The 13951-nt window shown below is 35.7% G+C and carries 10 protein-coding genes and 2 riboswitches; of the genes, 4 read left to right on the top strand and 6 right to left on the bottom strand.

The window, feature by feature from the left end:
- Positions 1 to 114: 114 nt before the first annotated feature.
- On the bottom strand, positions 115 to 1740 hold the full coding sequence (locus tag ABC346_RS06475; RefSeq protein WP_413234069.1) for a glutathione ABC transporter substrate-binding protein: 1626 nt from the start codon (positions 1738 to 1740) through the stop codon (positions 115 to 117).
- A 235-nt stretch (positions 1741 to 1975) separates the two neighbouring features.
- Between ABC346_RS06475 and ABC346_RS06470 the strand changes: the two genes are divergently transcribed.
- Both ABC346_RS06470 and ABC346_RS06465 read left to right on the top strand, forming a co-directional pair.
- Positions 1976 to 2770 carry a serine hydrolase gene (locus ABC346_RS06470; protein WP_413234068.1) on the top strand — a complete coding sequence of 265 codons (795 nt, stop codon included), beginning with the start codon at positions 1976 to 1978 and terminating at the stop codon, positions 2768 to 2770.
- A 27-nt stretch (positions 2771 to 2797) separates the two neighbouring features.
- Complete coding sequence (locus ABC346_RS06465) at positions 2798 to 4057, top strand: hypothetical protein (RefSeq protein ID WP_413234067.1); 1260 nt, start codon at positions 2798 to 2800, stop codon at positions 4055 to 4057.
- A gap of 175 nt (positions 4058 to 4232) precedes the next feature.
- Here the strand turns inward: ABC346_RS06465 and ABC346_RS06460 are convergent, their stop codons facing one another.
- From ABC346_RS06460 to ABC346_RS06440, 5 genes are all read right to left on the bottom strand, one after another.
- Positions 4233 to 4562: a hypothetical protein gene (locus ABC346_RS06460; RefSeq protein ID WP_413234066.1), complete on the bottom strand. Its 330-nt coding sequence runs from the start codon at positions 4560 to 4562 to the stop codon at positions 4233 to 4235.
- 275 nt (positions 4563 to 4837) lie between these two features.
- Positions 4838 to 8008: an SNF2 helicase associated domain-containing protein gene (locus ABC346_RS06455; protein WP_413234065.1), complete on the bottom strand. Its 3171-nt coding sequence runs from the start codon at positions 8006 to 8008 to the stop codon at positions 4838 to 4840.
- 69 nt (positions 8009 to 8077) lie between these two features.
- Positions 8078 to 9268 (bottom strand): MFS transporter, encoded by a 1191-nt coding sequence (locus ABC346_RS06450; RefSeq protein ID WP_413234064.1) that lies wholly within the window; start codon positions 9266 to 9268, stop codon positions 8078 to 8080.
- Between the two features lie 194 nt (positions 9269 to 9462).
- Positions 9463 to 10407, bottom strand: coding sequence for an ATP-grasp domain-containing protein (locus tag ABC346_RS06445; protein ID WP_413234063.1), 945 nt, complete (start codon positions 10405 to 10407; stop codon positions 9463 to 9465).
- Between the two features lie 13 nt (positions 10408 to 10420).
- The gene (locus ABC346_RS06440; RefSeq protein ID WP_413234062.1) at positions 10421 to 11476 is read right to left on the bottom strand and encodes an LLM class flavin-dependent oxidoreductase; all 1056 of its coding nucleotides are present in this window, start codon (positions 11474 to 11476) and stop codon (positions 10421 to 10423) included.
- An 80-nt stretch (positions 11477 to 11556) separates the two neighbouring features.
- Positions 11557 to 11666, bottom strand: a riboswitch (SAM riboswitch).
- A 124-nt stretch (positions 11667 to 11790) separates the two neighbouring features.
- Positions 11791 to 11898, top strand: a riboswitch (SAM riboswitch).
- A 91-nt stretch (positions 11899 to 11989) separates the two neighbouring features.
- Between ABC346_RS06440 and ssuE the strand changes: the two genes are divergently transcribed.
- Entirely contained in the window at positions 11990 to 12541 is a 552-nt protein-coding gene (ssuE, locus tag ABC346_RS06435; protein ID WP_413234061.1) for an NADPH-dependent FMN reductase, read from the top strand.
- A gap of 11 nt (positions 12542 to 12552) precedes the next feature.
- On the top strand, positions 12553 to 13929 hold the full coding sequence (locus ABC346_RS06430; RefSeq protein WP_413234060.1) for an LLM class flavin-dependent oxidoreductase: 1377 nt from the start codon (positions 12553 to 12555) through the stop codon (positions 13927 to 13929).
- Positions 13930 to 13951: the final 22 nt, after the last annotated feature.

Genomic DNA, 13951 nt, shown 5'->3' with positions numbered 1-13951 from the left:
TATATTTTGTAAGCAATTGTTTATTATCAACGAATTCTAATCGATGATAGATACTTTTGTACATTAAAAGAACTATTGCACGATTTACGTACAATAGTTCTTTTTCATTACTTATTATTGTTCTAACGTTACATCTTTCAACTGAAGAATTTGTGTTGGTAATTGTGTTAACCCTTGTACTTTATCACTTACTCCAAGTAAGAAATCTTGGTGGTGAATATAAAGCATTGGAGCTACTTCTGTTAGCTTTTCTTGAACTTGGCTATAAAGTTCTAGACGAGTCTCTGGATCTGGCTCTTGACGTGCTTCATCTAGAAGTGCATCAAGTTCTTCATCTTTGGTAAACGTACGGTTTCCAGGATCTCCTACATTGTTAGAATGGAATAATGCATATAATCCATAATCCGCATCACCAGTAACAGTAGACCATCCAAGTACAAACATATCATGTTCTCCTTGTGCAGTCTGTTCTAAATAAGCACCCCACTCAAGTACCTCAACTTCTACATCAATATTAAATTCTTTTAATTGAGCTTGAATATTTGTTGCGGCATCTACACGCTCTTGACTATCATTTGTCCAAAGTGTAGTTGAAAAACCATCTTCTAACCCTGCTTCTGCAAGTAATTCTTTTGCTTGTTCCGGATCATACTCTAATCCTGGAGCATTTTCGTCATACCCAAATACATCGGGAGCTAATGGCCCAATTGCTGGAGTACCTACTCCATTATAGATTCCATCAATAATTTGGCTCTTATCAATTGCCATATTGATTGCCTTACGAACATTTGGATCATCAAAAGGCTCTTTTTCCATGTTGAAACCAACATAAGATAAACTTACACTACCTTGTTGTGTTACACTAACTCCATCCATTGCTTCCACTTGTTCTACGTCATTTGGACTAAGCGGATCAGAAATATGTGATTCACCAGTTTGTAATTCTGCTACTCTGGTAAGACCTTCACTAACTACCTTAAATACTACAGAATCAAGGTTTGCTGGCTCATCCCAATATTCTTCATTCTTAACTAAGCGAATCTGTGAACCTGGATCCCATTTATCAAATTTGAAAAATCCGGTTCCAACTGGATTATTATTAATTACACTTCCAGGGTCTTCACCATTTTCCATAGCTGCATAATCTTCATCAATGACTTCTGAAGATACCATCGCTCCCCCATTGTGCGCTAAGTGAGCTGGAAGTGGTGAAAATGGAAACTCAGTTGTAAAACGAATTGTATGGTCATCTACAACTTCAATTTCTTCAATCATTTCATATAAGAATAAACGTGGAGACCCTACATCCGGATCTAAGATACGCTCAATGTTTGCTTTAACAACTTCTGCGTTAAAGTCTGATCCATCATGGAATTTAACACCTTCACGAAGTTTGAATTCCCATGTAGTATCATCAATTGCTTCCCACTCAGTTGCCAGACTTGGTTGCACTTCCATATTTGCATCTTGTTTGGTCAAAGATTCAAAGATGTTTGCTTGCACGTTACTAGAAGGTACGTCATTAGAACCAGCTGGATCCAACGAAACAGCATCAGATAAAGTTGCTATAATAAGTTCTCCACCTTCTGCTCCTTCAGTAGTTTCTTCTGCGTCTGCATCAGAATCACCAGAAGAATCTGTGTTACCACCTTCATCAGGTTCGCTAGCACATGCTACTAGTACAACACTGAGAAGTAAACCAAAAACTAGTAATAATAAAGACTTTTTTGACAATTTCACGTTTAATCCCCCCTAAGTTGCTAATTTAAAATCTTTTTTTATTTCGGAAAACTGTCTATTATATATTAATCTATTTTTTGCAAAATTTCAATGATATAATCATTTTAGTCTAATTTTTAAATATAAATTAGGTCATAATACATATACTCATTTATAGCCTCTGTTTTCTTGACAATATTCCGAAAATTCAATATGATAATTGCAAATGTATTTTAATTGGAAGAGGTGCATCGTCTTGTCATTAAGATATATTGAGACAGCATTTTCAGCTATTAAGCCTGCCGCGCCAGTTTCAGTTAGTCTAATAATTAAGACAAATTCTGGAGTAATATGTTCAAAAGAAACGAAGCAAATGCGATCTGCCAGCATAATTAAACTATTTATTATGGCTTCAGCATACTATTTCAAAGAAAATGGCAAATTTTCTTTAACAGAAAAGGTACAAATATCCGCAGATAGTCAAGTTGAAGGATCTGGTGTTCTTTCTTATCTAACAAACATTCAATCTCTTACATATCAACAATTACTAGAATTAATGATTATAGTATCTGATAATACCGCAAGTAATTATCTTATAGAAAGATTAGGGATCTCAAATATTCAAGCATTTATTGAGAAATTGGGTTGCCAACGGACGAAGTTAGAACGAAAGTTTATGGATATAGGTGCTCAAAAGTTAGGAAAAGAAAATGTAACTTCAGCATTGGATGTATTACGATTATTTGATATATTTACAGAGAAGAATAAATTTTTAGGGAAAAATTCCCAACAACACATTCTACACATGTTAAGTAATCAACAGTTTAACAGTAAATTAACGGCTTATACAGAATATGACCCACTCGTTACTTCGTATCACAAAACTGGTGAGTTAAAAGGTGTAGAACATGACGCAGCTATCTTTGTAAAAGATAATAAGATCCTTAAGGTAGTAGTACTTACAGAGGGTTGGGAGAACAATGGAGATGGTCAAGCGTTTATAGCTTCATTCGGAAAAGTACTTCATAGATTCTTACAACAGGACGTTTAAAAATATATACAATAAGGAGTGCTTCATATGAAGACAAAGATCGGCGTTTTTGGTGATATGAAAACTGTGCACCGTGTGCGTAACCTTGCAGAACACTACTCACAAATGGAGTTATTACCGTTCATCTATGATTCAATAACTGAGGTTGCGGACAAAATTGAAAGGGCTTTCATGTGTGACATGCTCTTGTTTACTGATTACTGTTCCTATCAACAGGCTTCTGAAAAAATCAAGAAAAAACAGACGCTTGTTTATGTAGATTATGATGAATACACATTTTTGTCGTCTATAATAAGATTAAAAAAATCATTTTCATTAAACCGTATCTCTATCGATGTACCAAAAGAAATACACATCAATGAATTAATTCAAGACATGCAAATGACCGAATTACAAATACATGCTTATGAATATGAAAAGAATCGCATCATTCCCGAGAGCGAGATCGCTTTCCATCATTTAAAACTTTACAATGAAGGAAAGATAGACGGTGTTCTTACATCAAAAACAGCTGTTTTTGAATATCTTAAAGCAGAAAATGTACCAGTATACCAATTACAACTACCCAACAAAAATATTATCGACGCGCTTGAAAAAACTCAAGAACTAATAGACTTAGCTGAACATCATAGTACTCAATTAGTAACAGGGATTATTTCTGTTAAAGAAGGAGATACAATCAGTCAAGATCAAATAAACGAACTAACTAATTGCCTGAACACATTTTCTGAGGAAACCGAGGCAATGCTAATACCTTGCAAAAATAATCATTTTCTCTTAGTAGGCACAAAAAAATTATTACAAAACTTAAAAAACCATTATCGTGATTTTCCATTAATACAAGAAATTGAAGGAATAGTAGCCAGTCCAGTGAATATAGGGTTTGGATTTGGATTGACTCCTCGTTCTTCTCTAAAACATGCACAGCAAGCACATGCCCAATGCAATGCAGAAACACATAGCATTAGTTATATTGTTAACGAACGGCAAGAGACAATTGGGCCAATTGGAATAAAGCGTGATATTGATACTTCAAAATTATTTCATGCACTTATCCACAAAGCTAGATTAAATAATGAATTATCATATAATTTTATCGATTTCATTATAGAACGGAATAATGAACCTTTCTCTTCGAATGATATTGCTGATTTTTATAAGGTGACAAAACGCAGTGCAGAGCGTACGGTAAATAAATTATTAACTGGGGATGTTATTAGAGTGGCTGGAGAAGAGCGTCCCTATTTGAAAGGACGGCCACGAAAATTATTCTCACTAAAACAATAATTATTTGGAGCGACTAAAACTTTTATCGCAGATTGAAATAGGTTCGCTTTCTACGGGTATAGCTCAACTACACAAGTCTATTCCCGAATCATGTATATCCCGCTAAAGTCCACCTATTTCAACTGCCTATGACATAGATAAAGTTTATGCTATATCCTATTTGTACTCTATATCTTTATTTTTTTCTCAATCGGTAACCATTGTGGTTTGATATAATTGTTGCTGCTTTTTCAATGTCGTCTTCAGCTATTTGCGCTTCCAATAAATGCGTCATTGGTTGTTCATTTTTTTCATTAACATCGATTTCTTCTTCCTGTATGGCGATACCTTGAAATAACCCCCAATGTGGACCATACGGAATTACCGGAATAAATATTTCACGATCAAACCCTGATGGAATCTCATCAATAAATAGTTGCTGACTTCGTACGGAGGCTAAAGAAGATTGTGCAGATACAGCATCATTCTCACTTTGAAAATATGCTCTTAATGTTTTTATATCCATAGACTTCCCTCTCCTTTATCGTTTGCTACTATCATTCCCCCTTCCCATAAAAACAAACACCATTCGGCAGTCTTCTTTTCACCTCAGGTATAAGTGCGACTAAGCCTCATAAAAAACATTCGGCAGTCTTCTTTATCGTAGGGAGATTTGTGAAGTTTAGTTTCGGGACGCTGGAGCTGGATGTGGAAATTTTTGTCTACGAAAATATGAGGTCAACTATTTACACTTCCTTACCTATATAAAAAAGCTTTCTACCAGAATACTGGTAGAAAACCTTATAAACTTAGTAATTCTTTTATATCATCTTCATTTAATGAAGAAAGCATTGTTTCTCCTGGTTGTATGACTTGATCTATCAGCTCTCTTTTCCTTTGCTGTAGATCATATATTTTTTCTTCAATTGTTCCTTCCGTTACTAATCGAATCACTTGTACAACCTTTTTTTGTCCGAAACGATGAGCTCTTCCAGTTGCTTGATCCTCCACGGCAGGATTCCACCATAAGTCAAACAAAATAACCGTATCTGCACCAGTCAGGTTTAGACCTGTACCACCCGCTTTGAGTGAAATTAGAAAGATATCATTCTCGCCATTATTAAATCGTTCACTCATTTCGACTCTTTCCTTGGAAGACGTCTGACCATGGAGATAAAAATATCCATAGCCTTCTCTGTTCAGCCGCTGTTGAATAATTTCATGCATACTTGTAAATTGAGAAAAAATCAACAATCGTTTACCGTTATCTAATGCAGTCTGTATTGTTTCCATTAGTTGCTCCAGTTTCCCAGACGCTCCCTCATAGTTTTCAATAAACATGGAAGGATGACAGCATATTTGTCTTAAACGGGTTAGCCCAGCAAGAATTTTCATTCTGTTCTGTTGGAATCCATTTTCTTTAAATGACTGGACTGCATCTTGCTGAACTTGTCGTAAATAGCCAACGTAAAGATCTTTCTGCTCCCTTGTTAGTTCGGATACATGAACAGATTCAATTTTCTCAGGCAACTCTTTTAATACATCTTGCTTCAATCTTCGTAAGATAAAAGGTCGAGTTATCGCAGCGATTTTTTTAGGTTCGAGCTGTTTAAACGATCGTTGGTCAGGCATTAACCCTGGCAATACCACTTGAAATATTGACCAAAGCTCCTCAATCGAATTTTCAATAGGTGTACCACTTAATGCAAATCGTCTTGTTGCTTTAATTTGTCGAATAGCTTTAGAAGTTTTAGTTTGATAATTTTTTATATATTGCGCCTCATCCAGTAATAATGTTTGAAACGTTATCTCCTGATAAAATTCAATATCCTGGCGTAACGTTGCATAAGAAGTAATCCATACATCTTTTTCAGTTGACTCCGACATAACTTGATGACGTTCAATAGGATTTCCAGTTAACACAGCTACTTGCAAGTGAGGAGCAAACTTCTCTAATTCATTTTTCCAATTATAAACAACAGATGATGGAACAACAATCAGGTGTGGTCCAATTGTTTCATCTTCTGATTCAGATACCAAATACGTAATACTCTGTAATGTTTTACCTAACCCCATATCATCTGCTAATATGCCACCTAAATGATACTGACTTAATGACTTAAACCACTGATATCCTACTTTTTGATAACTACGTAGCGTTGCTTGAACGTTCTCAGGAATCATATATACCTGTTCTTCTGGCGAATGGAGATGACTTAATAAATCACGAAAATGCGGATCATAATGTTTTTTTGTCTCAATTAAATCATCTAACTGTGACCCACGATATGAAGGCATATGAATCGTACCATCTAATAGTTCGTCTTTTGAAATCCTCATATCATCAAATAATCGCTGCATCGAACTAAATTCTTCCGTCTCCAGATTCATCATCTGACCTGATTGCAGTCGAAAGAACCGCTTCCGTTCAATTACAGCTTGTAGTATCTTATTTACCTCATTATCATTTATCCCATCAATATTAAAGCCTATCTCCAATAAATTCGATTGTCCTTCCATTCGAACACTCGTGTATGGTTCTGGCTCATTTTCCATAAACAATCCTCTAAATTCGGAAGATAGGAATAGCTCTACATAATTATCTAAATATGGTAGGACATGATAGAGAAAATAGTATAAATCTTCTTCCTCCGCATCCAAATATAGTTCTTTTCCGTTATAACGGAAGTTTGCATCTTCAATATATTTCATGATTAATTTTTCTTGTGGTACGTCTCGAATTATCATAACCTGATGATCTTTTTTCCCTTGGAACGGATCAATACTATGGGAACCATAATGATATTCTAACTTCCCAATAATCAAACCTTCCCTTAACTCCAAATAACATTTTGCTTGTAATGGAGCTTTTATAAGTTCATCCGAAAGTTGCTCATCCATATCGATATCTCCAACACGTTGAAGTGAAGGCATAACTTCAGATAAGAAAATATCTGTTTGTTCTTTTGGTACATCAAAATTCATATCTTCAAATCGAAACTTTTCCATCTGTTGTAAGACTGGAATCTGTTCATAAGTTGGAAAATAAAAAACTCCTTGCTGAAACAAAATATTATATAAAGGAAAAAAGATAGTCTCTTTTAGCTCAGACATAGACAAAACAACATGTTCATCTTGTTTTGTTATATAAAATTGAAAAGGTAGTTCAGCCTCTTGCAATTTTATATCCTTATACTGCTTCACGTTATCAACTATATAAAAATTGCGATCAACAAGTTTAAATAATAGATCTTTCACTACATAAGGTGGAATGGTGACATACCTTCTATCTGTACTTCTCCCTCCATATGTGTAACTATCATATAGCTCTTCGTTTTTACAAAGATCATGCAATATACGAAGGATTTCCATATCCGCCTCATCAAAAGAATGGATGGATGGTTCGTAGTTAAACTTCTTCGTAAATGAATACGGTTCTTGATCCTGTACCGCATCTAAAAAAGAAGCTACATTTCGAACGACATAACGATGTTGTTCACCCGTCTTTATCTCTAACTGTAACCGCCGATCATACGTCCAGCTTCCTATATATTCAACCGACATTTCTGATTTAGAATAATTTTCTTCTTCTACAGCATCTAACGGGGTTAAAATATTACTCATCGCTTCAATAAACCTGCTCGAACGATAAAAATTTGGTTGTCTTATGGATGAATCACCATTTTTTTCTATAGCTGTTATAGCAATTAAAGTTGCTACAATATGTTTACAAGAACCAAATGTCTCAAAAGCAGGACAATCACAAAATGTATCAATGGAGCCCTTCTTCATATCCGTTAAACCAATTTCAACAAAATAATCCTCCGAACCTTGTACTGTCGCTGTCCAAACGTTATGATTACGATCAAATACAACGTCTTTTACTTGGTCATTTTTATAATAGGTTAATCCCCGCTTATAAAATGCAGAAGGAAATAGTTTTTGAATGTCAATATCTTTAATACTTTTCAAAGCTTATTAACCCACCTTTTTTGACCGATTTCTTCTATTATATAGCAATATTACCCATTTTTATACGATTTAAGCTAGTTTCTCTTTCGATTTAAGCACTACGAAAATATAAATAAGAATTGAAATTACAATTGATCCTGCTGCGGTTAAGTAAATCGAAGCATAATTAAAAAACGAAGCAATTTGTCCAAACAAGATTGCACCGATTCCTACCCCTAAATCAAATGAAGAGAAAAACGTTGCATTAGCCATCCCTTTTCGATTGTTTGGGGCTTTATTAACAGCCCAAGCCTGTAGTGCTGGTTGAATTGCTCCAAAACCCAACCCAAAACATGCGGCTGCCGTTAATAAAATAGTTGTACTAGGTAACCAAGATAATAGCAACATGGATACAAAAATTATTATTGCTGCTGGTAAAAAAATATATTTATGTCCTTTTCGATCATAAATTTGACCTGAAAATGTACGAGATATCATAATAAAAATAGCAAAAATCAAGAAATACAATTGAATGCCTTCTACTCCTCTTTCCAATGCATGAAGAGGTAAGAATGTAGCTATCCCTCCAAAAGCGAAGGTGATAAAAAATAAGAGAATAGAAGGTTGTAAAGCCGATTTTTCAAATACATCAAATCGAGCTGCTTGTGTCTTATGCGGTGATAAGTTCACTTTTTTATAGTGGATTTTCAAGGCAAATAATAATGCAATTAGGCCAAATACTGCACAAAATAAAAACAACTGACTAAACGAAATAATACCAGCTAATGTTAGTCCTAAAGATGGACCAAACGCTAAAGCAATATTTCCTGATAATCCAAAATAGCCCATTCCTTCGCCTCGACGCTTTGGCGGTATAAGATCAGTAGCAACAGTTCCTCCGGCAGTTGTAGAGAACCCCCAGCCAACTCCTTGCACAATTCGAATAATGACAAGTAATACAAGACTTGCTGTAAATGCATAAGCTCCAACAGATATGACAAAAATCCCTAAGCCTAACAAATAAACAAATCCTCTTCCTTTTGATTCTAATGCATGCCCCGCATACGGACGAATAAGTAATGCCGAAAACGTAAAAATACCAACAATGATACCGACCATCTGATCGCTACCACCTAACTCTTTCACAAATAACGGTATAGTTGGTAAGGTCATCTGAAATCCTAAAAAAACAAAAAAGTTCGCTACCCAAATAAATAGAAAGTCCCTAGACCAAATTTTCCCCTTGCCTAATTCTCCTTTGGTATTTGCTTCTTGCACCATAACAAAACTTCCTTCTATGTTTAGTTAGATTACGCTGCTATTATACAAGAGTTTACCAACAAATAAAATCAATCGACTCTCCTAATTTTAGAGTTACTAATTTTTCGATATATGAAGTATCTATATACAAAATAAAACGAGCAATTATTTTTGGCTTGTTCCCAAGTTCCAAATCATTGCTCGTTATCTCTAAACTATCTAACTTTAAGCTGTTCTAATTCTTTTTCTAAAAACTTTGCAACTTCCAACATTCCGTACGTACCATAGTTTTCTTCTGCTTCTGAATTATAATTTGTGTTTGTATTAATATCATACGTATAAATATTTCCATCCGCATCTTCTATAAATTCGATTCCGGCAATTTGAATATCATTTGCTGCTAAAACTTTCTCATATTGCTCTATTATTGGGTGATTAAATCCTTCCCTCACTTGGAATTTAGCAGGTTTTTCAGGTTCTTCTCCAGCTGGACAAAATAAATCCTCAACAGAACAGGCATCTGCGGGACATAGTTCAAATCCTTCTGAAGTATCCACCCTTACAGCATATACAAATCTCCCATCTACAAACTCACAACGAGTGATATAAGACTCTGGAGATACAATATACTCTTGCAATAACGTTACACCATCTATCGGTTCTTCAAAATCACTACTATTCACATACGACTGAAGAGCTTGAGTTGATCGGAATAATTGTACACCTAAGCCTTTTCCTGCTCGGTTATGCTTAGTAATAAAACTTTTTCCTTCAAACTGTTCTGCTGCTTTTAAGATATTTTCTTTTCCAACTGCTGCAGCTGTCTTTGGAGTTTTTATACCAAACCTCTCAAGTTCCAAGTATTGTTGAACTTTACTGACTTCCAATTGTAAGGCACGGCTACCATTAATAACCGTTCTTCCATGAAACTCTAGCCATGCTAATACAGCATTTGTAAACTCTGGAGCAAAACGATTTCCTCTTGTATGAGAGGATGCGCTCATGCGATTATAAAATATTCCCTCTGGCGGTTCATTAAGTAGATCTATATGGCCTTCTTGAAGTAACCAATCTTCATAAGGAAGTTCCAATTCATTAAATCGTTTTATAAGGTGTTCCGTCCATTCCATATTTTCATGCAAAACATAAATTTTACTCATCATCATGTCTCCTTTAGTGTAACGTAGATGTCTTCTTTCTTAATTCTTCTACTTTCGGCATCACTTGCTTAGCAAATCGTTCTAACTCTTCCAATTGAGGAGAGCATTGTAGTAGTAGCTGATCCAAGCCAACTTTCTCATATTCTATTATTCTTTTTGCAATTTGTTCAGGTGTACCTACAAGATTCGGACGTAATCCTCTGTTCGAAACAGAATAATCTTTTATTTGTACTTGTTGTTCTAGTTGGGATTTTGAAGTGAAATCTTTCATTCCCACATATCCCTTTTCATCTTTTATTGATGTAATTCTTTCCAACTCTTGTAAGGCTTCTTCCTCCGAATCTCTACATATCACGTAGGCAGCCATACTAAATGATTGCAGTGCTTCTTTGTCGAGAATATTTCTCCGATTTTTCATATTAGCTATTTTATCTTGAATTTCATCTACTGTTCCTCCGTGCATTACATACGCATCGCATAGAGTAGAAATTACCTGTTTCCCTTTTTCACTTTCTCCACCAGCATATAGAATTGGATTCGGTTGTTGGATTGGTTTTGGTGCTAATTTCGTATTCTCTATTTGATAAAACTTCCCGTGGTAAGAGAACGTCTCTTCCTTCCAAAGCCCTTTTAAAACCTCTAGAAATTCAATTGTTCTATCGTATCGCTCATCATGTTCTGTGAAGTCTCCACCATATTGTTTTGCTTCTTCTGACCACCATCCGGAAACAACATTTAATGTGAACCTTCCTCCACTTAATTGGTCAATATTAGCAGCCATTTTCGCAATTACTGCTGGATTGTGATATATCGGCCTAACCGCTGTCATAATTTCAATTTTATTTGTTACTGCAGCTAACCCGGCTGCTGTTGTCCAAGCTTCCAAGGAATTTGCTTCTATCCCTTTAATATCATTTAAATATAACTCAGCAATTAATGTCGTATCATATCCCCATTCTTCAGCATGCTGAATCACCTCTTTCGCATACTCAAACGTAGGAGGCATCTGCTCATCTTCTACATTACGCAACCAACCACCAAAAATCGGTAACCAAAATCCATACTTCATTTTCATCCCCCATTGTCTATAGTTGTAAAAGTATTAAAAAACTCTTCCCTAAGATAAGAAAAGAGCTCTGTCACCGACTTCTCTTATCTACCAAGCACAAATATGCTTGATGGATTTGGCACAGTATTCAAGTTAGAACCTGTTGCCGAGGCTTCTGCGGGCCATGTCCCTCCACCTCTCTGGATAAGATATTTTATAATTTAGTTTATTGCCACGATAATAATACAAGCTGATAGAATTGTCAATTAAATTTTCTTTTAAAACATAGTTGACTTATCGGAATTAATATATTAGAATATATTAAAAATTAATACTTCTTATCGAGAGAAGCCGAGGGATCTGGCCCGTTGAAGCTTCAGCAACCTCTAATTTCATTAGAAAGGTGCTACCTCCAGCAAGATGTTTTTCTTGAAAGATAAGAGCTCAAATTCGGAAAAAATCCGCGACGCTCTTATTTAATAAGAGCGTCGCGGATTTTCTTATTCTAATTTATTTTCAAAGGAGATTGGTAAAATGAACAACATTGTGACATTGTCTGGCAGCCCCTCCGAACTATCCAGGTCAGAAAAGGTATTACATTATTTAGGTGATCAATTAAGTCAACAGAAATTTTCTGTATCCCATATTTCTGTAAAGGATGTACCCTATGAAGATTTATTTACAGGAAATTTCCAAAGTGCAGCAATTAGGAATATAACTCAACAAATTCAAGCTGCAGACGGTGTCATCGTTGGCTCTCCTGTTTATAAAGGTGCATATTCAGGTGTATTGAAAGCTTTAATTGATATATTGCCACAAGATGCACTTAAACACACCCCAGTCTTACCTATTATGACTGGAGGCAGCCCTGCACACTTATTAGCGGTTGAATACACGTTAAAACCTGTACTCGCAACCTTAAAAGCACATAACCTAAAAGGGTTATACTTTTTAGATGATCAGATAGATAAAAAACGCGACATCCCTATTGTTGATGATGATATTTTACAACGAACAAAAAAACAGGTGGACTATTTTGCTCAGATGGTTGAAGGAACATCAACACAAACTTTAACAACTTATTAAGGAGGTTTTACATGAGTAAACGAATCTTTTTAAATGCTTTTGATATGAATACTCCCGGTCATCAGTCTCCTGGCTTGTGGCAACACCCAGAAGACCAATCCCATATGTACAAAGACAGTGAATATTGGATCGAACTAGCAAAAGTATTAGAAAAGGGAAGATTTGATGCCATTTTTATCGCTGATGTTCTAGGAACTTATGATGTTTACAATGGATCTCGAGACGATGCGGTACGTACCGGCGCACAATCGCCTGTCAATGATCCTTTCTTAATTGTTCCATATATGGCAGCTGTTACAAAGCATCTTGGATTCGGTATTACCGCTTCTGTGACCCATGAACATCCCTACACCTTTGCCAGAAAAATAAGCACACTTGACCATTTAACAAAAGGACGTATAGGCTGGAATATTGTTACCTCTTACTTGAAGAGTGCAGCAGTAAACATGGGATTAGAGGATCAAATTAAACATGATGAACGTTATGACATTGCAGAAGAATATCTAGATGTTTGTTACAAATTATGGGAACAAAGTTGGGAGGATGACGCTGTTTTAGTCGATAAGGAAAGAGGAATATACACAGATCCTTCAAAAGTACATGATATTCAACATGAAGGAAAATATTATAAAGTGCCAGGTGCACATTTATGTGAGCCTTCTCCACAACGAACACCCGTGCTGTATCAAGCTGGAGCTTCTACAAGAGGGAGAGATTTTGCAAGTAAACATGCCGAACTTGTATTTATTGGATCTTCAACAATTGAAACAACAAAACAAACAGTAGATAAATTACATCAAGATATACGTGATACGGGTAGATCTACAGAAGAAGTAAAAATATTAACGTTGTTCACTCCCATTGTTGGTAGAACTGAAAAAGAAGCCCAAGAAAAATATCTTGATTACAAAAAGTACATTAGCCCAGTAGGTGCCTTATCCTTATTCGGGGGTTGGACCGGGTTAGATGTTTCTGACTTTGATGTTGATCAAGAAATACATTATATTGAAAATGACTCTATCCGTTCAGCACTTGAAAACTTCTCTAACCTTCATCCAGATCGCCCGTCTACGGTTAAGGATATTATTGATGTAATTGGGATTGGTGGTTTAGGTGCTTCTGCAGTTGGCACACCTGAACAAATCGTAGATGAAATGGAAAGGTGGGTAAATGAAGCTGGTGTTGATGGATTTAACATTGCCTACGCAGTTACTCCAGCTACATTTATTGATTTTGTTGACTTAGTTGTACCAGAATTACGAAAGCGAGGGCTTGTCCCCGATCATTATGAAGGAACAACGCTTAGAGATAATTTATTTTCTCATGGTAGCCACTTAGGCAACCTCCATCCAGCAAAACGAAATCACGAAAAAATTAACATCCAATAGTCTAGAAAAGGATTCTGGCTAT

The sequence above is a fragment of the Oceanobacillus phoenicis genome (genome assembly GCF_047238145.1).
Taxonomy (GTDB): Bacteria; Bacillota; Bacilli; order Bacillales; family Amphibacillaceae; genus Oceanobacillus.
Note: the sequence above shows the minus strand (reverse complement) of the source record. Positions and strands in the feature narration are given on the sequence as shown.